This is a genomic window from Streptomyces sp. NPDC107550 (assembly GCF_055639095.1).
Window position 1 is genome coordinate 198,015 of record NZ_JBVKBC010000007.1, and the last position, 21,921, is coordinate 219,935.

The window sequence follows — 21,921 nt, forward strand, 5'->3', positions numbered from 1 at the left end:
GGCCCTTCGGGCGCGCGATGCGCTGAACGCGCCCTGTTCACGGCGCGGGCGTGCGTGTCTGCACCAGGGCGAGGGGGATTATTCCGATAGTGCGTTCATGGGAAAAACGCGCGCCTTCGCCCGATCCGTCCCCCTGCCCTTCGGCGCGGCCTGCGCGGCCCTCGTCGTCGTCGGGGTCGCCGCCGGGCCCGCCCACGCCGATCCGCTGCCCGGCGGGCTCGGCCCGTGCCTGGGCGCGAACTGCCCCGCCGTCTATCCCGACCCCCACAACGGCGACCTGTCCGGCCGGGACAACAACATCAACATCTATGTCGGCGGCGACATGAACGTACGTAAAGCCGCCGCCGAGGCCGAGGGCAAGGTCGTCGTCCTCGGCGCCTTCGACCAGGACAAGGACGCGGGCGCCTCCAGCATCTACAACGTCGGCGTCGCCGGTGTCGGCTCGCGCGTCCCCCCGGACGACGGCACGGACTTCCTCACCGTCGGCAAGACGGTCACCATCGCCTCCGGCGAACGCCTCGCCGTCGAGGACTCCAAGGCCAGCGGTGTCCTGCGGCACGGCGGCACGCTCACCGGCACCGTCGAGACCAAGACCGTCGCGGACCCCGACGCCGCCGCGCCCTACGCCTCACTGCGGCAGCAGCTCACCGACGCCAGCCGCTGCTACGCGTACGTCGACGGCGCCCGCCGCACCCCCACCGGCACCGCCGTCAACGACGGGTCCACCACGACCTTCACGGGCGACGGCCGCTCCCCGATCCAGGTCTTCGACGTCGACTTCGACATGGTGAGCGCGAAGGGCGGCCAGCAGGGCTACGCCTTCAAGGGCATCCCGGCCGGCGCGACCGTCCTCGTCAACGTGTACGGCAAGGCCCGCGAGATCAGCTCGTACGAGGCGATGCTCCCGGCCGCGCTCCGCGACCGACTGCTGTGGAACTTCCCCGACGCGACGAACGTGTCCGTCACCGGCACCGCGCAGTTCTCCGGCAGCGTCCTCATCGGGGACCCGGGCAGTACGGCGACCGTGACCGCGTCGGGGATGAACGGCCGCTTCTACACGGCCGGTTCGCTCACGCACTCGTCCGCCGCGTCGGGCGGAGGGGGTCAGGAGTTCCACGCGTACCCGTTCGACGGGGACCTGCCGAGCTGTGAGACGGCGCCGACTCCGTCCCCGACGGACCCGGTCACGCCTTCGCCCACGGACCCGGTGACCCCGTCGCCGACCGAGCCCGTCACCCCCTCGCCCACGGAGCCGGTGACGCCGTCGCCGACCACGGCGGTCGTCACGCCGACTCCGACGCCGACCCCCTCGCCCTCGGACTCGGTGACCCCGACCCCCACCCCGAGCCCCTCGGACAGCACCCCCGGCACGACCACCGGCGGCGGCGACGGCGGTGACGGCGGCACCGGGGGAGCGGCGGACGGCGGAACGACCGGCGGCGGTGGCGGAGGCGGTGGCGAGCTGGCCAAGACCGGCGACGGTTCGAAGCCCGGCGCGGCCGTCCTCGGCGCCATCGCCGCGCTCACCGTGACCGTCGGGGCGCTGATCTTCGCGTCCCTGCGCCTGCGCCGCCCCACCCGCCGCAGGTGACCCGGCGCCCGCGCCCGGGCAGGTTCAGCCCGCGCCGGTGAAGCGGGTCAGCGCCTCCACCACCAGGGCGTGGTCCTCGATCTGCGGCAGTCCGGAGACCGTGACCACGCCGACCACGCCCGCCTGTCGCACCCGGAGCGGGAACGCGCCGCCGTGCGCCGCGTACTGGTCCGGGTCCAGGCGGGAGGAGTCCTCGAACGTCGTGCCCTTCGCGCGAAAGCGGCTGCCGACGAGGTACGAAGCGCAGTGATAGCGCTCCACGACGCGCCGCTTGCGGACGATCCACGAGTCGTTGTCCGGCGTCGAACCGGGCAGCGCCGCGTGGAAGACCTGCTGGCCGCCGCGCGTGATGTCGACGGCGACCGGCGCCTGCCGCTCCCGCGCCAGCTCGACCAGGAGGCAGCCGAGCCGCCAGGCGTCCTCGTACGTGAACGACTCCAGGACGAGCAGCCGTTCCTGCTCCTCCAGCTCCGCGACGGACGGAGCGACGGGCCCGGCGCTCACGGCGTCACCCATGCTCACCGCGTCCCCGGCGCTCACAGCGTCACCGTCACCTTCTGCTCGGCGGAGCGGCGGGCCGCCTCCAGCACGTCGAGCGCGGCGGCGGCCTCGGTCGCCGGGACCGGGTTCGGGGCGCCGTCGCGCAGGGCGGCGGCGACGGCGGCGTAGAACGCGGGGTAGTCGCCGTCGAGGGTGGGCAGCGGGGTGCCGCCGCCGGTCAGCGGGGACTCCCCGGCGCCGACGCGGCCCCACAGCGACTCGTCCTCGACGCCCCACGCGCCGTCGCCGGAGCCGGGCCTGCGGCCCCCGCGCAGCGCCGCCTCCTGCGGGTCGAGGCCGTACTTCACATAGCCCGCCCGCGAGCCGAGGACGCGGAAGCGCGGGCCGAGCTGCGCGGTCGTCGCGGAGACGTACAGGTGGGAGCGGACGCCGCCGGCGTGGGTGAGCGCGATGAACGTGTCGTCGTCGGCCTCCGCGCCGTCCCTGCGCACATCGGACTCGGCGTAGACCTCGACGGCCGGGCCGAACAGCACCAGCGCCTGGTCGACGACGTGGCTGCCGAGGTCGTACAGGAGACCGCCGATCTCCTTCGGGTCGCCGGACTCGCGCCAGCCGCCCTTGGGCTTCGGCCGCCAGCGCTCGAACCGCGACTCGAACCGCCATACGTCGCCCAGCTCGCCGTCCGCGAGGAGCTTGCGCAGGGTCAGGAAGTCGTTGTCCCAGCGGCGGTTCTGGAAGACCGACAGGAGCAGCCCGCGCTCGTCGGCGAGGTCCGCGAGCCGCCGCGCCTCGGCGGCCGTGCCCGCGACGGGCTTGTCGACGACGACCGGCAGGCCGGCCTCCAGGGCGGCCGTGGCGAGCGGTACGTGCGTCTTGTTCGGGGACGCGAGCACGACGAGGTCCAGCTCGTCCGCCCGCGCCCACAGCTCGTCCGGGGAGTCCGCGAAGCGCAGCCCGTCCCCGTGCTCGGCGCGGGCCTGCGCCTGCCGCTCGGGGTTGGAGGTGACCACGGTGTCGAGCACCAGGCCCTCGGTCGCGGCGATCATCGGGGCGTGGAAGACGGACCCCGCCAGGCCGAAGCCGACGAGCCCCACCTTGGCGGGGGCGCCCTGGTCAGTGGCGTCCTTGTCAGTCGTACGTTCCATGCCTCCCACTTAAGCAACGGTGTTGCCAAAGTGCAAGCGGGAGAGACAATGGAGGCGTGAACACCCATGTGAGGCCCCTCGTCCCGACCGCCGGCGTGAACCTGAGCGCCCTGCGCGGGCACAACGCGGCGCTCGTGCTCGGGCTGCTGCGCGGCGCGGGCGAGGCGGGCATCAGCCGTCTGGAGCTGGCCGAGCGCACCGGGCTCACCCCGCAGGCCGTCAGCAAGATCACCGCCCGGCTGCGCGGCGACGGGCTCGTCGTGGAGGCCGGCCGGCGCGCCTCCACCGGCGGCAAGCCGCGCACGGTGCTGCGCCTGGTCGCCGGTGCCGGGCACGCGGTGGGCCTGCACCTGGACCGCGACGAGCTGCACGCCGTGCTCGCGGACCTCTCCGGCGCGGTCGTCGCGCGCAGGCGGGCCCCGCTGGACCTCGGCGCGGGCGCGGAGGCGGTCCTCACGGACACGGCGTGCGCGGTGGACGGGCTGCTCGGCGACGCGGAGAGCGCGGGCCCGGCGACCGTGCTCGGCGTCGGCGTCGCCGTACCGGGCCCGCTGGACCATGCGGCGGGCGTGCTGCACCGGGTCACCGGGTTCCCGCAGTGGGACGGTTTCCCGCTGCGGGACGCCCTCGCGGAGCGGCTGGGGCTGCCGGTCGTCGTCGACAAGGACACCAACGCCGCCGCGCTGGCGCTCGCCCTCGACGGCGAGAGCGAGCGCTCGTTCGCCTATCTCCATCTCGGTACGGGCCTGGGCGCCGGGCTCGTCCTCGACGGCGTCCTGCACCGGGGCGCGCGGACGGGGGCGGGGGAGTTCGGGCATCAGGTCATCCAGCTCGACGGGCCCCTGTGCGAGTGCGGCAACCGGGGCTGCGTCGAGGCGCTGTGCCTCGCCGCCGTCGCCGAGGGGGACGTGGACGAGGCCGCGCGGGTGCTCGGCGAGGGCGCGGGCAACGTGGTGAGCCTGCTCGACATCGACGCGGTGCTGCTCGGCGGGCGCACGGTCACCGCCGACGAGGAGCGATTCGTCGCCGGGGTGGGCGCGGTGCTGCGGGCGCGGGCACGCAGACGCGGCGGGTCCGGGACACCGGTACGGGCGGCTCCCGGCGGGGCGACGCTCGTCGTGGAGGGCGCGGCCCAGCTGATCCTCGCGCCGCTGTTCGGCCGGGGGAACGCGGCGGCGCCCGCGAACCTCTCCGGGCGGAACGTGAGCTGAACGAGGGGACTTTGACGGCCAATGAGCCGAACGGGTCCGAGGGTCTGCCCGGCGCGGCCCGAAGCGCGTGGCAGATTCCGGGACCGGGGTCCTCCTCCGGTCCGTCCCGCGAGCGCGGCGGTCCGAAGGGCACCACCCAGGACCGCCGTGGCCGTCCCGGGCCGCGACGGGCGCCCGACTCCGCGACCCGCAAAGGCACTTCATGCGACTGCGCCGCCCGCTCGCCCTCGCCACGGCCGCCACCGCCGCCGCCCTCGCGGCCGTGGCCCCGCCCCCGGCCGCCGCCGCCCCGGCGGCCGCACGGACCGCACATCCCGCCGCCGACGCGCCCCTCGCCGACGCGCCCCTCACCGACGCGCCCGCCCCCGGAGCCGCCGCCGCCGACGCGCCCGCCTGTGACGCCGCGCGTGACGGTGCCGACTTCCCCGTGACCGCCCGCGTGCGCGAGGCCCCCCGTACCTACCGGGCCGGTGCCGGGCCCGCGCCCTGGCGGCTGGAGCTGCGCAACACCAGCCGCGCCACCTGCGCCGCCCTGCACCCGGTGCTCGTGCTCGTGGACGACGCGCGGGAGTTGGAGCCGGCGCAGATCCGGATGGAGTTCCGGGCCGGGGGGCGGTGGCGGCCCGTGCCGTTCGAGCGCACCGGCCGCGCGGAGAACATCGGCGTCTTCGACGACGGCTTCCCCGGGTTCACCCTCGCCCCGGGCGCGAGCCTCGACGTACCCGTCCGGCTCGCGTTCACCGACGACGCGGCGCCGGGGCGGGTGGTCGCCGACGCGGCCCTCGTACGGCGGCGCGCGGACGACGGCGACTGGGTGGGGGAGTCCGCCGACTACCCCTTCGCCGTCCTCGCCCCGGCCGCCGCGCCCACCGACACGCCCCCGGGCCGTGTCCCCGGCCGTGCCCAGCCGTCCGGCCCGCCCCAGCTCGCCCGTACCGGCTCACGGCCCGCCACCCTGCGCGGGCTCGCCGCCGTGTCCGCCGCGCTGCTCGGCACCGGCGCCGCGCTCGTGCTCGCCGCCCGGCGCGGGGGCCCGCGCCGCCGCTGAGGGCCGTTCAGCCGGTGCTGAGGGGCGTTCACCGGAGTCTGGGACCATCCACGCGTGGACTACCCGAACGACCAGGCACCCGGCGCCCCCGTGCGCGACGGCATCCCCGAGCACGGCCGCATCCCGAAGTACTACGCGGTGAAGGCGCTGATCGGCGCGCTCATCGGCGAGTTGGGCGAGGGCGAGACGCTGCCCACCGAGCGCGATCTCGCCGTGCGCTACGAGGTCTCCCGCGAGACGGTGCGGCAGGCGCTGCGCGAACTGCTCCTGGAGGGACGGCTGCGCCGCCAGGGACGCGGCACCGTCATCGCCGGGCCCAAGCTGGAGCAGCCGCTGTCGCTGGCCTCGTACACCGAGGGCGTGCGCCGCCAGGGCCGCAGGCCCGGCCGCAACCTCATCGGGCTCGACCGCTTCCCGTGCCCGCCCGCGCTCGCCGCCGAGATCGGGGTCGCGCGCGGCGAGCCGGTCTGGCACATGGAGCGCGTGCTGCTCGCCGACGACGAGCGGGTGGGCCTGGAGTCCACCTATCTGCCGGTGGCGCGGGTGCCCCGGCTCGACATCGACTTCGACCCGGACTCGTCCTTCTACTCGTACGTCCATGAACGCCTCGGCATCGCGTTCGGGTCCGCCGACGAACGCATTGAGACCGTGCTCGCCACGCCGCGTGAGGCGCTGCTCGTCGGCACCCCGCCCGCGCTGCCCATGCTGCTCATCCACCGCGTCTCCTACGACACCGGCGGGCGGCCCACCGAGCGGGTGCGGACGCTTTACCGGGGCGACCGGTTCTCGTTCACCACGCGTTTGGTCGAGCGCGGGGGGTAACTCCCGGCGGGCCGGGGCGAGTTGGGGCCGCACGGACCTTGCGCATAACAGGCTGGTAACGGGTCTAGGCCAACCTTGGGTGGTAGTTCACCGTCCCGTTGCCGGGCGGACCCGCGCGGGACACCCGCCCCGAGGAGCGTGGCCGCCGTGAGAGAGCTGACCGCAACCGAAGCCCCGGCCCGGGGGGCCGCCGCATGAGCGGGACCCAGGCCGCGCACCGTTCCGAGACCCGCGCCGAGAGTCGCAGTGGCATCCGCTTCGAGCGGGTCAGCGTCGCCTACGGCAACGCCACCGTCCTCGACTCCCTCGACCTCACCGTCGAACCCGGCGAGGTCATGGCCCTGCTCGGCCCGTCCGGCTCGGGCAAGACCACCGCCCTGCGCGCCGTCGCCGGGTTCGTGCGCCCCGCGTCGGGCCGCGTCCTCATCGGCGGCCGGGACGTCACCGACCTGCCCCCGCACCGGCGCGGCATCGGCATGGTCGTCCAGCAGTACGCCCTCTTCCCGCACATGCGCGTCGCCGACAACGTCGCCTTCGGCATGAAGGCGCAGAAGGTGCCGAAGGCCGAGATACCCGGCCGCGTCGCCGAAGCGCTCGAACTGACCGGCATGGCCGCCTACGCCCAGCGCTACCCGCGCGAGCTGTCCGGCGGCCAGCAGCAGCGCGTCGCCATCGCCCGCGCCCTCGCCATCCGCCCCGGCGTGCTCCTCCTCGACGAGCCGCTGTCCGCGCTCGACGCCCAGCTCCGCTCCGGGATGCTCGCCGAACTGGCCCGTCTGCACCGTGAGTTGCCCGATGTCTCCATCCTGTACGTCACCCATGACCAGATCGAGGCGCTGACGCTCGCCGACCGGATCGCCGTCATGGACAAGGCCCGCCTCCAGGACGTCGGCACCCCGCAGGACCTGTACCGGCGCCCGCGCACCGAGTTCACCGCGTCCTTCGTCGGCAACGCCAACCTCCTGCCCGTCACCGTCGCCCCCGGCACCGGGGACACGGTCTCCTTCGGCGGCGCCGAACTGAAGGTCGCCACGCGGGACGCCGCCGCGGGCGCGGGCGCCACCCTGTGCGTGCGCCCGCACCTCGTCGGCCTCGGCGCCGGACCCAACGCCCTGACCGGCGAGGTCACCGAGGTCCAGTGGCGCGGCTCCACCCACCGCCTCTACGTCGACATCGACGGCCACCGCCTCAAGGCCGACCTGCGCGAGCTGCGTACCCCGCCCGCGCTCGGCGAGCAGGTCACCGTGCACTTCGCGCCCGAGGACGCGGTGCTGCTCACGGCGGGGGTGTCCGATGGCTAGCGCCGCGCTCACCGCCACCGTGCAGGCCGCACCGAAGTTTCGTAAAAAAACGGGTGGTTGGGTGTGGGCGCTGCCGCCCGTCGCGGCGCTCGCGGTCGTCTTCCTCTACCCGCTGTTCCTCGTCGTCCAGCAGTCCTTCCAGCCCGACACCGGCGGCACGTCGCTCAAGCCGTACGCCGACGTCTTCGCCTCGGACGCGTTCCGCGAGGCGCTGGGCACGACCGTGTGGCTGGCGCTCGGCTCGACCGCCGGGTGCCTGGTGCTCGGGTTCGCGCTCGCGCTGGTCATCGCGTTCGTGCCGTTCCCCGGGGGAAAGGCCGTCGCCAAGTTCATCGACGTGTTCCTCTCCTTCCCCTCGTTCCTCATCACGCTCGCCCTGCTGTTCGTCTACGGCCAGGTCGGCATGGCGAACGGGCTGTGGACGGACGTCACCGGCGCCGCCAGCGGCCCCTTCCAGTTCCTCGCCACGCCCTGGGGCGTGCTCCTCGCGGAGATCACGTACTTCACGCCGTTCGTGATGCGGCCGCTGCTCGCCGCGTTCTCGCAGGTGGAGACCGCGCAGCTGGAGGTCGCCTCCTCGCTCGGCGCGCGGCCCTGGCGGATCGTGCGGCAGGTCATCCTGCCCGAGTCGCTGCCGGCGCTCGCGGCGGGCGGCGCGCTCGTCCTCGTGATGTGCCTCAACGAGTTCGGCATCGTCCTGTTCACCGGCGCCAAGGGCGTCACGACCCTGCCGATGCTCGTCTACGGCAAGGCCATCCTGGAGTCCGACTACCCGGGCGCCTGCGTCGTCGCCGTCATCAACGTCGTCCTCTCCGTCGGCCTGTACGGCGTCTACCGGGTGGTGAGCCGCCGTGTCGGCGCCTGAGACCCCGGCGCCCGCCCGTGCGCGCCGCTCACCCGCACCCCCTCCCGCACCCCCTCCCGCACCCCCTCCCGCACCCTCTCCCGCGCCCGCGTCCGGGCGTCCCCACGTGGCGGTGATCTCCCGTGCTCGTCCATAGCAAGGGCGGCAAGTGGGCGACCTGGGTCGTCTTCTTCGCCCTCTTCCTGCCGGTCTTCGCGCTGCCGCTGCTCGTCATCGTCGCCGCGTCCTTCGCCACCAACTGGTCCGGCGCCCTGCCCTCCGGCTTCACCGGCGGCCACTACCAGGCCGCCACCAGCGGGGAGTCGCTGAACGCGCTGACCACCAGCCTGATCACCGCCGTCACCGCGAGCGCCCTCGCGCTCGTCGTCGGGGGGTGGGCCGCGCTCGCCGCCGCCGGTCTGAAGAAGCGCGGGCGCAGGTTCCTCGACGCGCTGTTCGTGCTGCCGGTCGCGGTGCCCTCGGTCGTCGTCGGGCTCGCCGTCCTCGTCGCGTTCAGCAAGCCGCCGATGCTGCTCAACGGCACGCGCTGGATCGTCGTCCTCGCGCACACCATTCTTGTCACGGCGTTCGCCTACCAGTCGGTCTCGGCCGCCATCGTGCGTCTGGACCCGGCGTACGAACAGGCGGCGGCGTCGCTCGGGGCCCGCCCCGCGTACGTCCTGTGGAAGGTGAAGCTGCCGCTCCTGCTGCCGTCGCTGAACGCGGCGGCCGGCCTCTGCTTCGCCCTGTCCATGGGTGAGCTGAGCGCCACGATGATGCTCTACCCGCCCGACTGGATGCCGCTGCCGGTGCAGATCTACGCCGTCACCGACCGCGGCTCGCTGTTCACGGGCTCCGCGATCTCGGTCGTCCTCATGGGCGCCACCCTCCTCGTCCTGCTCGCGGTCTCCCGCATCCGTACCAGGGCCTCCTACCGATGACACCCTCACGCCGTACTGGAGTTCACCACGCCATGCGCACCCACAAGCTCACCGCGCTCGCCGCCACCGCCGGCAGCCTCGTCCTCGCCGCCTCCCTGACCGGCTGCGGGGGCGGCTCCGCCGCCGCCGACGACAAGACCGTCACCGTCTACAGCGCCGACGGCCTCAAGGGCGAGAACGGCGACGGCTGGTACGACAAGGTCTTCAAGGACTTCACCGCGAAGACCGGCATCAAGGTCAAGTACGTGGAGGGCGGCTCCGGCGAGATGGTGCAGCGCGCCGTCCGCGAGAAGTCCAACACGCAGGCCGACCTGCTGATCACGCTGCCGCCCTTCATCCAGCAGGCCGGCGGCAAGGGCCTGCTCACCGCCTACAAGCCCAAGGGATCCGAGCAGGTCGACGGCGCCGACAAGGCCGCCGACGGCACCTGGACCTCCGTCGTCAACAACTACTTCTCCTTCATCTACAACAAGAAGGAGCTGAAGCAGGCCCCGGCGACCTGGCAGGAACTGCTCGACGGCAAGTACAAGAACAAGCTCCAGTACTCCACCCCCGGCGTCGCCGGTGACGGCACCGCCGTCGTCGTCAAGGCCATGCACGACTTCGGCGGCAAGAAGCCCGCCATGGAGTACCTGAAGAAGCTCCAGGCCAACAACGTCGGCCCGTCCGCCTCCACCGGCAAGCTCGCCCCCAAGGTGGACAAGGGCGAACTCCTCGTCGCCAACGGCGATGTGCAGATGAGCTACGCCCAGTCCAAGGACATGCCGAACCTCGGCATCTGGTTCCCGAAGACCGAGGGCGGCAAGCCCACCTCCTTCGCGCTGCCGTACGCGGCCGGGCTCGTCAAGAACGCCCCGCACACCGCCAACGGCAAGAAGCTCCTCGACTTCATGCTCGCCACCGAGCAGCAGCGCGAGGTCAGCTCCATCGGCGGCGGCTTCGCGGCGCGCGGCGACATCAAGGCCACCGACGCCAACGCCCAGGCCCTCGCCAAGATCATGGACGGCGTCGAGATCTTCGAGCCGGACTGGAACGACATCGACAAGAACCTCCAGACGTACGTGGAGGACTGGAAGGCCGCCACCGGCAGCTGAGTGGCCGTCAGTTCGTCCATCGGGCGGCGACGAATGTCCATGGCGCTCCGCCCGTACGTCACCAGAAGATAACGGGTCTGGTCCAACGCCCCTGTTTATTCAAGGGCGTTGGACCGCCGCATCCCACCCACCGGAGGAACCGCATGTCGCGCCGCCCGCACGGAATCTCCCGCCGCTCCCTGCTCATCGGCACCGCCACCGCGGCCGTCGCCGTCGCCCTGCCCGCCACCGCCGCGCACGCCGCCACGAAGACGCCGAAGGTCCTCGTCATCGGCCTCGACGGCACCCTCCTCAGCCGCGTCAAGGACGCCGCCGCGCCCCGCCTGGCGGCCCTCATGGCGGCGGGCCTGACCGCGCCCAGCCCGATCTACGCCAACCCCATGGCGCCGACCATGTCCGGTCCCGGCTGGTCCACCCTCATCACCGGCGTGTGGCCCGACAAGCACAAGGTCAAGGACAACGCCTTCACCGGCAACGCCTTCGCCCAGTACCCCGACTTCCTCACCCGCGCCGAGACCGCGAAGCCGGGCCTGTCCACGTACGCCGTCTCCTCCTGGGCCCCGATCACCGACACCGTCTTCTCCGCCAAGGTCGACACCCGCGTCTCCACCCCGAGCGCCGAGTACGACACCGGCACCACCAGCCGCGCCGTCGCCCAGCTCAAGGGCGCGAACCCCGACGCCGTCTTCGTCCAGCTCGACAACGTCGACCACGCCGGACACACCTACGGCGCCGCCAGCCAGCAGTACCTGGACGCCATCCGGGGCGTCGACGCGCAGGTCGGCCAGCTCGTCGACGCGATCAAGGGCAGGGCCGCGTACGCCGCCGAGGACTGGCTGATCCTCGTCACCGCCGACCACGGCCACACCGACGCGGGCGGCCACGGCGGATCGAGCTGGCAGGAGAGGCAGACCTTCCTCATCGCCGTCGGTTCCGCGATGACCCCGGGCTCCGTCCGCCACGACGTGCGCATGCCCGACGTCGCCGCCACCGCCCTCGCCCACCTCGGCATCGCCCTCGACCCTGCCTGGGACCTCGACGGGCGACCCGTGCAGCAGCCCACGCCCGACGCCTTCGACACGCTGCGCGCGAGCCTCACCGGGCCCGTCGACGAGAGCGGCGTCGGCGCCGGTGTCATCGGCTTCACCCACACACCGCCCGCCGGGTGGAGCGTCGACAACTCCCGGATGGGCGCCGGCGGCGTCACCGAGTGGCGCGGCTGGGCGTTCACGACCGACGAGTTCTGGACCAAGACCGCCCCCGACCAGCAGCGCGAGTGCAACGTCCGCGCCCGGAACGTGTTCGCCGTGGCCGACGGCGACGAGTGGTCCGACAAGGCCGTCACCGGCACTTTCGACTCCACCCTGACCAGCCCCGACTTCCCCGTCCCCGCGGGCGGCCGGGCCACGCTCACGTACACCACGTTCTACCGCCACGAGTCCCCGCAGAAGGGCGAGGTCCTCGTCTCCTACGACGGCGCCGCCCCCGTCAGCGTGAAGACGTACACCGCCGACGTGCCCTCCCGTACGGAGAACATCGCGCTGAGCGTGCCCGCCGGGGCCACCCGCGCGAAGGTGCTGTTCCGGTACACCGGCGGCAACAACTGGTTCTGGACGGTCGACGGGGTCAAGATCGCCTGATCCTGATTAGGCTGAAGGGCGTCGGCACAGAGTCGTCCCGGCGCCCCAGACACCACGGATGTCACAGCCGGCGCACGGTTGTACCATCGCGGACCGCAGGAGAGCACCCCATGGCAGAGCGCAAGCCCATCGAATCGTGGCTCACCGACATGGACGGCGTGCTGATCCACGAGGGGGTGCCGATCCCCGGCGCCGACGCGTTCATCAAGAAGCTCCGCGAGTCCGGCAAGCCGTTCCTCGTCCTGACGAACAACTCGATCTACACCGCCCGCGACCTCCAGGCCCGCCTCACCCGCATGGGCCTGGAGGTCCCCGTCGGCAACATCTGGACGTCCGCGCTCGCCACCGCCAAGTTCCTCGCCGACCAGCGCCCCGGAGGCACCGCCTACGTCATCGGCGAGGCCGGCCTGACCACCGCCCTGCACGACATCGGCTACGTCCTCACCGACCACGCCCCCGACTACGTCGTCCTCGGCGAGACCCGCACGTACTCCTTCGAGGCCATGACCAAGGCGGTCCGCCTGATCAACGCGGGCGCCCGCTTCATCTGCACCAACCCCGACGAGACCGGCCCCTCCACCGAGGGCCCGCTGCCCGCCACCGGCGCCGTCGCCGCCCTCATCACGAAGGCGACCGGCAAGCAGCCCTACTTCGCCGGCAAGCCCAACCCGCTCATGATGCGCACCGGGCTCAACGCGATCGGCGCCCACTCCGAGTCCAGCGCCATGATCGGCGACCGGATGGACACCGACGTCCTCGCGGGCCTGGAGGCCGGTATGCGCACCTACCTCGTCCGCACCGGCCTGACCAGCGACGCGGACATCGCGAAGTACCCGTACACGCCCTCCCACGTCGTCGACTCCATCGCGGACCTCGTCGACCTGATCTGACCCGCGCGGGGGTGCCCGGAGCGCTCCCGGGATGCGGAAAGCGGCCGGACGCGTGAACCTGCCAGTATCAGGAGGTTCACGATGCGTACAGGTCCGCTCGCTCTCAGTGCCGCCGCCGCGGCCGTCGCCCTGCTGGCAGGCCCGGCCGCGGCAGCCCCCGCCGCGGGCTCCGTCACCGTCACCCCGGAGGTGGCCCCGGCGGGCGCCGAGGTCGATCTGCGCGTCACAGGCTGTGACGGCACCGCCGGGCGCGCCTACTCCGACGCGTTCGTCGCCCCCGCCGCCCTCGCGCCCTCCGCCGACGCGCCCAGCCTGTACGCGGAGGCCCGGGTCGCCTCCACCGCCCGCCCCGGCGACCACACCGTCACCGTGTCCTGCGACGGAGACGACCACAAGGTCACCGGGACGGTACGGGTCCTCGCCCACGGCGCCTCCCCGGCCCCGACGCCCGTCGCGCCGGTGCACGCGGGCGGCGGCGGCGCGGCGGCGGCCCTCCAGTCCGAGGGGCCCGGCACCCGGCACGCCGTCATCGGGCTCGTCCTCACGGCGGTCGCCGCCGTCGCCGTCGCGGTCCGCAGCGTGCGCCGACGACGTACGCCGCACCGGCAGTGAGGCGTGCCGCCATGAGCGAGCGCCACCCCGGAGCGGGCCGCCTCATCACGGGCGTCGCCTGGGCCGTCCTCCTGCTCGGCCTGTGGCTGTGGGGCCGGGGCGTCAGCGACGTCACCCTCTCCGCGCCGACCACCGGCGACGCCGCCGCCGTGGGCCGCCCCCTCGACGTGGACATGCCCGCCCCGCACAGCCCCGTCGCCGCCGCCGCGCCCCGCCGCCTCGACATCGACGCGCTGCGCGTACGGGCGCCGGTCCTCCCGCGCGGCCTCGACCGCCGCGGCGCCGTCGACCCGCCGTCCTACGACCACGCCGGCGCCGTCGGCTGGTACGCGGGCGGCGCCGAGCCCGGGGAGAAGGGCACCGCCCTGTTCGTCGGGCACGTCGACACCGAGACCCGGCCGGCCGTCTTCTTCCGGCTCAGCGAGGCCAAGCCCGGCCAGAGCGTCGACGTGGTCCGCGCCGACGGCTCCGTCGCCGAGTTCACCGTCGACGACGTCCAGGTGCTCTCCCGCGACCACTTCGACCCCGCGAAGGCGTACGGGCCCCACGACCCCGCCCGCGCCGAACTCCGGCTCATCACCTGCGGCGGCACCTTCGACCGCGCCTCGCGCACCTACACCGCGAACGTCGTCGTCTCCGCGTACCTCTCCGGCGTCGAACAGCCCGGTACGCACGGGGACTGACGGTCCGCGTACCCCGGCCGGGCGCCCCTGAACAGCCCGCCGACGAGCCCGTACGCCCGCCGAAGGCGCCCCCGCCGGTGTGTCACGATTGAGGGCCAGACAGTGCACCCAAGGGGGAGTGGATGTACCGGAAGTCGATGGCCGCGGGCGTCGTCGTGGGGGCGGCGCTGCTCGTGACCGCGTGTTCCTCCGGCGACGACGGCGACAGCGCGGACGCCGCCCACATCGGGCAGCGGCCCAAGAGCGCCGACCCGTTCTGGGTGAACCCCGACAGCAAGGCGGCGCGGGCCGTCGCGCAACTGGAGAAGGACGGCAAGGACGCCGAGGCGCGGGCCGTGCGCAAGATAGCCGAGCAGCCCAGCGCCGAGTGGATCACCCCGGACAACGCACAGGCGCAGGCCCGCGGCTACACGGAGGCGGCGCGCAAGGCGGACCGCACGGCGGTCCTCGTCCTCTACAACATCCCGCACCGCGACTGCGGGCAGTACTCGCGCGGCGGGGCCGCGGACGGCGACGCCTACCGGGCGTGGATCGACCAGGTCGCCGCCGGGATCGGGGACCGGCCCGCGACGATCGTCCTCGAACCGGACGCCGTGCAGCACATGGTCGACAAATGCACGCCCGAGCAGTTCCACGAGGAGCGCTACGACCTGCTCAAGGGCGCGATCGGCAAGCTCAAGTCCCTGAAGAACACGACCGTCTATCTCGACGCGGGGAACGCGGGCTGGGGCAAGCCGGACCAGATCTTCCAGCCGCTCCAGTGGTCCGGCATCGACCGCGCCGACGGGTTCTCCGTCAACGTCTCGAACTTCTACTCCACCGAGGACTCCGTCCGCTACGGCAAGGAGCTGTCCGCGAAGGTGGGCGGCAAGCCGTTCGTCGTGGACACCAGCCGCAATGGCAACGGGCCGTACACGGGGGGTGCGCCCGAGGAGCGGTGGTGCAATCCGCCGGGGCGGGCGCTGGGGGTGGCGCCGACCACGCGGACGGGGGATGCGGTGGTGAAGGCGTTCTTGTGGGTGAAGCGGCCGGGGGAGTCGGACGGGACGTGCCGGGGCGGCCCCAAACCGGGCGCCTGGTGGCCCCAGTACGCCCACTCCCTGACCCAGCCCCGCTGAAATCAGCCCCGTCAGGGGCGCGGGGAACTGCGCGGCCAGCCACGACGAAACCCGCACCCGGCGACGAAGCCTGGGGCTCCGCCCCAGACCCCGCTCCTCAATCGCCGGAGGGGCTTGAAATGGACGGCGCTGGAAGCCCGGGGAGGGGCTTGAAGTGACGGCGCTGAAATAGGGGCGCTGAGATGGGGGCCAGTTGTCGCGGCGGAGCCGGGGCGCGGCATCATGCAACCGGAGGGACGGAATCCCAGTCTTAGAGAAGACGACGGGAGGGTGGCCCGCCGCTGAAACACGTACGGGCCGGTCGAGGGGGACCGCACCCGACGAGACCGACGACCACGCGGTGACTCGCGTGCGGGGGGATGAACGCACCATGACGTCGACGCCGACGGGCGGCGCCCACGAGGGCCCCGACGACCCGTCCCAGACGACGCAGCTCCGGCTGCCACCACACCGGACCGCCGGCCTCGGCCGCATCAAGAAGACCCTGCCGCGCTACGACTACGAGCACTACAGCCGCCTCGCGGGGCCCCTCACACAGCCCGACCCGGCCAAGCCGTACACGGTCCAGTACCGCTCCCTGCTCTCGCAGGAACCGCACCGGATACGCGCGGCGCTGATGCTCGGCGCCGCCCCCCTGCTCTCGCTCGTCCTGCTGTTCTGGCTGCTCCAGCCCGAGCACTGGACGGAGCGCGACTACCCGGAGTACGCGTTCCTGCCCGCGCTCGACATCGTGATGCTCGTGTCGATCGGCCTGATCGAGTTCTTCCGCTGCATGAACGTCCTGTCCAACGCGCACGCGACCCTCGTCGCCCGCGACCCGGTCCCGGTCGTGCCCGAGACCGGCACCCGCGTCGCGTTCCTCACCTCCTTCGTGCCCGGCAAGGAACCGCTGGAGATGGTGACGAAGACGCTGGAGGCGGCCGTCAAGCTGCGCCACCGGGGCCTGTTGCACATCTGGCTGCTCGACGAGGGCGACGACGACGCGGTCAAGGAGGTCTGCGCGCGGCTCGGCGTGCACCACTTCTCCCGCAAGGGCGTGGCCAGGTGGAACCAGGCCAAGGGCCCGCACCGCGCGAAGACCAAGCACGGCAACTACAACGCCTGGCTCGACGCCCACGGCGACGACTACGACTTCTTCGCCTCCGTCGACACCGACCACGTACCGCTGCCCAACTACCTGGAGCGGATGCTCGGTTACTTCCGCGACCCCGACGTCGGCTTCGTCATCGGCCCGCAGGTCTACGGCAACTACGACAACTTCGTCACCAAGGCCGCCGAGTCGCAGCAGTTCCTCTTCCACGCCCTGATCCAGCGCGCCGGCAACCGCTACGGCGCGCCCATGTTCGTCGGCACGTCCAACGCCGTACGCATCAAGGCCCTCAAGCAGATCGGCGGCCTGTACGACTCGATCACCGAGGACATGGCGACCGGGTTCGAGATCCACCGCCACAAGAACCCGGCGACGGGCCGCAAATGGCGCTCCGTGTACACGCCGGACGTGCTCGCCGTCGGTGAGGGCCCGAGCGCCTGGACGGACTTCTTCACGCAGCAGATGCGCTGGTCGCGCGGTACGTACGAGACGATCCTCAAGCAGTACTGGAAGGGCTTCTTCACGCTCCCGCCCAGCAAGCTGTTCAACTACACGATGATGATCATCTTCTACCCGATGGCCGCGATGAACTGGATTCTGGCGGCGCTGAGTTGCGCGCTGTTCCTGGGTCTCGGCGCCTCGGGTGTGAACATCGACCCGACGGTCTGGCTGATGCTCTACGGCAACGCCTCCGCCCTCCAGATCGGCCTGTACATCTGGAACCGCCGGCACAACGTCTCGCCGCACGAGCCCGAGGGCTCCGGCGGTGTCGCGGGCATGGTGATGTCGGCGCTGTCGGCCCCGCTGTACGCGAAGGCCCTCATCGACTCGCTGCTGCGCCGCAAGAGCAAGTTCGTGGTGACGCCGAAGGGTGACTCGGCCAGCCCCGACCGCTGGTTCGGCACGTTCCGCTACCACTGGTACTTCATCCTCGTGTTCGCGGGCTCGATCGCCGCCGGCCTCGTCCTCGGCCACTCCCACCCCGCGATGATCACCTGGGCCTGCTTCGCCCTGCTGATCACCGCCACGCCGATGTTCGCCTGGCGCTACATGCTGCGGCAGGACCGGAAGAAGCCCCGCCCGCCCGCCGAACAGAGCGCCCCGCAGCACCCAGCGCCGCAGGACGCACCGGCGTACGCGCCCCGGCACGCGCGCCCGCCGCACGGCGTCCCGCACCAGCGGCCGGGCCACGCGGCCGACGGGGGCGACGAACAGACCATGCAGATATCCCTGGGGGGACGTAACAAGTGAAAGACGGTGCGAGCCGCCGCCGGGCCCGGCGCATAGCCATCGGCTCGGTGGTCGTACTGGCGCTGGCCGGGATGAACGGGCCGTGGCTGTATCGCTTCGGCACGGCCAAGTACCACGAGTACAAGATCAACCGACCGGAGTACAAGGCCGAGAACGGCCACTGGGACGTCATCCAGTTCCCCGCGGACATGCGCCTCAACACGATCCACGCGGCGCTGCTGCACACCGGCAAGATCCTTCTGGTGGCCGGGTCGGGCAACAACCAGAAGAACTTCGACGCGAAGAAGTTCGACACCCGGCTGTACGACCCGGTGAAGAAGACCATCAAGAAGATCCCGACGCCGACCGACCTGTTCTGCACGGGCCACACCCAGCTCGCCAACGGCAATCTGCTGATCGCGGGCGGCACCAAGCGCTACGAGAAGCTCAAGGGCGACGTCACCAAGGCCGGCGGCCTGATGATCGTGCACAACGAGGACCCGGACGCGCCGAAGACCATCAAGGCGGGCACGGTCTTCACCGGCAAGGAGAACGGCAAGTCGTTCGTCGCCAAGGACAACATCGTCGTACCCCGCGCCAAGAAGGTCTTCGACCAGACCACCGGCCGCTTCCTGCGCAACGACCCCGGCCTCGGCCGCGTCTACGTCGAGGCACAGCGCTCCGGCGCCCGGTACGAGACCGGCACCCAGGACAACTACCGGGTGCAGGGCCTGACCGGCGCCGACGCCCGCAACATCTACGGCATCGCGCAGAAACTCGCCCTGGACAAGAAGGACTTCCAGGGGATCAGGGACTCCTACGAGTTCGACCCGGTCGCCGAGCGGTACATCAAGGTCGACCCGATGAACGAGGCGCGCTGGTACCCGACGCTGACCACGCTCTCCGACGGCAAGGTGCTCTCCGTCTCCGGCCTCGACGAGATCGGGCAGCTCGTGCCCGGCAAGAACGAGGTGTACGACCCGAAGACGAAGAAGTGGACGTATCTGAAGGACATCCGGCAGTTCCCGACGTACCCGGCGCTGTTCCAGATGGCGAACGGGAAGATCTTCTACTCGGGGGCCAACGCGGGGTACGGGCCGGACGACGTGGGGCGCAAGCCGGGCATCTGGGACCTGACCACCAACAAGTTCGACAAGATCCCCGGGCTGTCCGACCCGGACATGATGGAGACGGCCAACACGGTCGAGCTGCCGCCGGCGCAGGACCAGAAGTACATGGTCATCGGCGGGGGCGGGGTCGGCGAGTCCACGCTGTCCAGCAAGAAGACCCGCATCGTCGATCTGAAGGACCCGAACCCGCGCTTCGTGGACGGGCCCCGGCTGGAGAAGGGCACGCGCTACCCGCAGGCGTCCGTGCTGCCCGACGACTCCATCCTGGTCTCCGGCGGCTCGGAGGACTATCGCGGGCGCGGTGACTCCAACATCCTCCAGGCCCGGCTGTACGACACGCGGTCCAATACGTTCAAGCGGGTGGCGGATCCCGAGGTCGGGCGCAATTACCACTCCGGGTCGATCCTGCTGCCCGACGGGCGGGTGCTGTTCTTCGGCTCCGACTCGCTGTACGCGGACAAGGCGGGGACGAAACCGGGGGTGTTCGAACAGCGGCTCGAAATGTATACGCCGCCGTATCTGTACCGGGATTCCCGGCCCCGTCTTGAAGGGGGTCAGCGGACTGTCGCGCGGGGCGGGTCGGTGACGTTCCGGACGCCGGACGCGGAGTCCATCAAGGCGGCGCGGTTGATCCGGCCCAGTGCGTCGACGCATGTCACTGACGTGGATCAGACGTCTGTCGCGCTGGGGGTGCGGAAGAGTGCGGGGGCGGTGACGGTGTCGGTCCCTGGGAACCGGTCGCTGGTGGAGTCCGGCTGGTACATGCTCTTCGTCACGGACGCGGAGGGCACGCCCAGCAAGGCGCAATGGCTCCGCGTGCCGTGACCTTAGAGTGCGGGGTGCGTCGCGGCTGGCCGCGCAGTTCCCCGCGCCCCTGAGAGAGTCGGCCTCAGCGCCAACATCCAGCCCCTCCGGCGCTTGAGGAGCGGGGGCTGGGGCAGCGCCCCAGAGTGCGGGGTTCGTCGTGGCCGCTCGCGCAGTTCCCCGCGCCCCTGACGGGGCTTTCAACGCCGGTGTCCTGGGGGAGCCGCCCCCGCCTTGGGCAGTCTGCCGCCTGGGGCGGCACGGGTGGGCAAGGCGGCCCCCAGCGCCGGGTAAGTACACGTTGTACGTCCAGTTCAGCCCCGGTGGGGCTTCTCGCGCAGTTCCCCGCGCCCCTTACGGGGCTGGCCTCGCCGCCAACACCCAGCCCCTCCGGCGCTTGAGGAGCGGGGGCTGGGGCGGAGCCCCAGAGTGCCGGGTGCGTCGTGGCTGAGCGCGCAGTTCCCCGCGCCCCTGGCGGGGCTGAGAGGGGCGTGGGGACAGCAGAAAGCCCCCCGTTGTGGACGGAGGGCCTTGGTGCGCCGCCAGGGACTCGAACCCCGGACCCGCTGATTAAGAGTCAGCTGCTCTAACCAACTGAGCTAGCGGCGCCTGCTGACAGGCATAACTTTACCCGACCCTCAGCCGTGCTCCTGACCAGCCGCCACGCCGACTGAAAAGGCGATTCGTCCGAATTTCCATCTTTTGGACCGTCAACATGCGATACGTCCACACAGTTGAGACGCTGCCTGCGTGCGAACACGAGGCTCATCAGTCCAACGGCCGGCACAACAGTGTGAGGGGAATCGCATGGAGACTCCGGAGTTCGAGGACGTGGACCCGGCGGACGACTGCGGCTGCGCGGGCTGCGCCGAGGCCCGCCGCACACCCGCGAACCCGACCCGCACGAGGCCCACCGTCCGCCACGCCCTGCTCGCCGCCGCGGCGGCCGGCTCGGTGATCGGCGCACTCCACCCCGCCCCCGCCACCGCCGCCGAACACCACGAGGCCCGCCCCGGCGACCCCGAGCCGCCCGGCGAGGCCACCCCGCAGGGCGGCACCAGCCCCCTGCACGGCGCCCCGGCCCGGCCGGAGCTCACCGGCACGCCCGGCGCCCCCGGCGCCCCCGCGCAGGCCGCGGTCACCGCCGTCGATCTGTCCCGGCAGTCCGCGCCCCCGGCGACGACCCGGGACGCGATCATCGCCCGCGCCCGCATCTGGGTCGCGGCGAAGGTCCCGTACGACATGAACCGGTACTGGAGGGACGGCTACCGGCAGGACTGCTCGGGGTTCGTCTCCATGGCCTGGGGGCTGCCCGGCAACGAGTGGACCGGCTCGCTGGCCCAGTACGGCACCCGGATCACCAAGAGCCAGCTCCAGCCCGGCGACATCCTGCTGTTCCACAACCCCGTCGACCCGGAGAAGGGCTCGCACGTCACGATCTTCGGCGGCTGGACGGACGCGTCCCACACGTACTACACGGCGTACGAGCAGACCCGCCCCGGCACCCGCGTACAGGCGACCCCGTACGCGTACTGGAGCAACTCCAGCCGCTACCTCGCCTACCGCTACAAGGGCGTGCGGGCGGTCCCCGCCTCCGGTGCGAGCGCGTCGCACGGGAAGTATCCGGGCGCCGCCGCCTTCCGGCCGGGCGCCTCCAACGCGTACGTCACGCGGCTCGGCACGATGCTCGTCGAGCGCGGCGGCAAGCGGTTCTACCACCAGGGGCCCGGCCCGCGCTGGGGTGAGGCGGACCGCAGGGCGACGCAGGCGTTCCAGCGGGCGCAGGGCTGGCGCGGCGCCGACGCGGACGGCGTCCCCGGCCCGACGACCTGGGCGTATCTGGTCCAGGGCAAGGGCAAGGACATCCCCGGCGCGGGCGGCGGCGCGGCCGGCCCGGTCGGCACCAAGGGCGACTCCGTGGGCGGCAAAGGCCCCGGCGGCGGCAGCGGCAAGGGCACGGCCACCGGCGCCGCCGCGACGAAGGCGCCTCCCTTCCCCGGCGCCGCCGCCTTCCGGCCCGGCGCACAGTCCGACGCCGTCACGCGCCTCGGCAGGCAACTGGTGAAGAAAGGTTTCGGCACCTTCTACACCCAGGGCCCCGGGCCCCGTTGGAGCGAGGCGGACCGGCGGGGCGTCGAGGCGTTCCAGCGCGCCCAGGGCTGGCGGGGCGCGGCGGCGGACGGCTACCCGGGTCCCGAGACCTGGCGGCGGCTGTTCTCGTGACGG

Annotated in this window: 18 protein-coding genes and 1 tRNA gene; 16 read left to right on the top strand and 3 right to left on the bottom strand. The window is 72.5% G+C overall.

Annotation, left to right across the window (positions count from 1 at the left end; genetic code table 11):
• Positions 1–97 precede the first annotated feature (97 nt).
• Positions 98–1,591 carry a choice-of-anchor A family protein gene (locus ACZ7LY_RS12965; protein ID WP_471624603.1) on the top strand — a complete coding sequence of 498 codons (1,494 nt, stop codon included), beginning with the start codon at positions 98–100 and terminating at the stop codon, positions 1,589–1,591.
• Positions 1,592–1,615: 24 nt separating this feature from the next.
• On the opposite strand, the gene ACZ7LY_RS12970 is transcribed toward ACZ7LY_RS12965, so the two are convergent.
• Positions 1,616–2,107 (bottom strand): heme-degrading domain-containing protein, encoded by a 492-nt coding sequence (locus ACZ7LY_RS12970; RefSeq protein ID WP_471624714.1) that lies wholly within the window; start codon positions 2,105–2,107, stop codon positions 1,616–1,618.
• Between the two features lie 20 nt (positions 2,108–2,127).
• Positions 2,128–3,237: a Gfo/Idh/MocA family oxidoreductase gene (locus ACZ7LY_RS12975; RefSeq protein WP_471624604.1), complete on the bottom strand. Its 1,110-nt coding sequence runs from the start codon at positions 3,235–3,237 to the stop codon at positions 2,128–2,130.
• Between the two features lie 56 nt (positions 3,238–3,293).
• On the opposite strand from ACZ7LY_RS12975, the gene ACZ7LY_RS12980 reads away from it, so the two are divergent.
• The 14 genes from ACZ7LY_RS12980 (at position 3,294) to glxA (ending at position 19,716) form a co-directional block, all read left to right on the top strand.
• Positions 3,294–4,448, top strand: coding sequence for an ROK family transcriptional regulator (locus ACZ7LY_RS12980; RefSeq protein WP_471624605.1), 1,155 nt, complete (start codon positions 3,294–3,296; stop codon positions 4,446–4,448).
• A gap of 202 nt (positions 4,449–4,650) precedes the next feature.
• Positions 4,651–5,496: a hypothetical protein gene (locus tag ACZ7LY_RS12985; RefSeq protein WP_471624606.1), complete on the top strand. Its 846-nt coding sequence runs from the start codon at positions 4,651–4,653 to the stop codon at positions 5,494–5,496.
• A 54-nt stretch (positions 5,497–5,550) separates the two neighbouring features.
• The gene (locus ACZ7LY_RS12990; protein WP_471624607.1) at positions 5,551–6,318 is read left to right on the top strand and encodes a GntR family transcriptional regulator; all 768 of its coding nucleotides are present in this window, start codon (positions 5,551–5,553) and stop codon (positions 6,316–6,318) included.
• Between the two features lie 194 nt (positions 6,319–6,512).
• Entirely contained in the window at positions 6,513–7,619 is a 1,107-nt protein-coding gene (locus ACZ7LY_RS12995) for an ABC transporter ATP-binding protein (protein ID WP_471624608.1), read from the top strand.
• On the top strand, positions 7,612–8,484 hold the full coding sequence (locus ACZ7LY_RS13000) for a 2-aminoethylphosphonate ABC transporter permease subunit (protein ID WP_471624609.1): 873 nt from the start codon (positions 7,612–7,614) through the stop codon (positions 8,482–8,484). Before ACZ7LY_RS12995 ends, ACZ7LY_RS13000 begins: the two co-directional genes overlap by 8 nt.
• Positions 8,485–8,606: 122 nt before the next feature.
• Positions 8,607–9,404, top strand: a complete 798-nt coding sequence (locus tag ACZ7LY_RS13005) for an ABC transporter permease (protein ID WP_471624610.1) — start codon at positions 8,607–8,609, stop codon at positions 9,402–9,404.
• Positions 9,405–9,436: 32 nt separating this feature from the next.
• Positions 9,437–10,498, top strand: coding sequence for a 2-aminoethylphosphonate ABC transporter substrate-binding protein (locus ACZ7LY_RS13010; RefSeq protein ID WP_471624611.1), 1,062 nt, complete (start codon positions 9,437–9,439; stop codon positions 10,496–10,498).
• A gap of 143 nt (positions 10,499–10,641) precedes the next feature.
• Positions 10,642–12,138 carry an alkaline phosphatase family protein gene (locus tag ACZ7LY_RS13015; RefSeq protein WP_471624612.1) on the top strand — a complete coding sequence of 499 codons (1,497 nt, stop codon included), beginning with the start codon at positions 10,642–10,644 and terminating at the stop codon, positions 12,136–12,138.
• Positions 12,139–12,287: 149 nt separating this feature from the next.
• On the top strand, positions 12,288–13,028 hold the full coding sequence (locus tag ACZ7LY_RS13020) for an HAD-IIA family hydrolase (protein ID WP_471624715.1): 741 nt from the start codon (positions 12,288–12,290) through the stop codon (positions 13,026–13,028).
• A gap of 81 nt (positions 13,029–13,109) precedes the next feature.
• Positions 13,110–13,640 carry a hypothetical protein gene (locus tag ACZ7LY_RS13025; protein WP_471624613.1) on the top strand — a complete coding sequence of 177 codons (531 nt, stop codon included), beginning with the start codon at positions 13,110–13,112 and terminating at the stop codon, positions 13,638–13,640.
• Positions 13,641–13,651: 11 nt separating this feature from the next.
• Positions 13,652–14,323, top strand: coding sequence for a class F sortase (locus ACZ7LY_RS13030; protein WP_471624614.1), 672 nt, complete (start codon positions 13,652–13,654; stop codon positions 14,321–14,323).
• Between the two features lie 122 nt (positions 14,324–14,445).
• Positions 14,446–15,441: a glycoside hydrolase family 6 protein gene (locus ACZ7LY_RS13035; protein WP_471624615.1), complete on the top strand. Its 996-nt coding sequence runs from the start codon at positions 14,446–14,448 to the stop codon at positions 15,439–15,441.
• Positions 15,442–15,811: 370 nt separating this feature from the next.
• On the top strand, positions 15,812–17,782 hold the full coding sequence (locus ACZ7LY_RS13040; RefSeq protein WP_471624616.1) for a glycosyltransferase family 2 protein: 1,971 nt from the start codon (positions 15,812–15,814) through the stop codon (positions 17,780–17,782).
• Positions 17,779–19,716, top strand: a complete 1,938-nt coding sequence (gene glxA / locus ACZ7LY_RS13045; RefSeq protein ID WP_471624617.1) for a radical copper oxidase GlxA — start codon at positions 17,779–17,781, stop codon at positions 19,714–19,716. Before ACZ7LY_RS13040 ends, glxA begins: the two co-directional genes overlap by 4 nt.
• Before the next feature lie 511 nt (positions 19,717–20,227).
• On the opposite strand, the gene ACZ7LY_RS13050 is transcribed toward glxA, so the two are convergent.
• Positions 20,228–20,304, bottom strand: a tRNA-Lys gene (locus tag ACZ7LY_RS13050).
• A 198-nt stretch (positions 20,305–20,502) separates the two neighbouring features.
• Here ACZ7LY_RS13050 and ACZ7LY_RS13055 point away from each other — a divergent pair.
• Positions 20,503–21,918 (top strand): peptidoglycan-binding protein, encoded by a 1,416-nt coding sequence (locus ACZ7LY_RS13055; protein WP_471624618.1) that lies wholly within the window; start codon positions 20,503–20,505, stop codon positions 21,916–21,918.
• Positions 21,919–21,921: the final 3 nt, after the last annotated feature.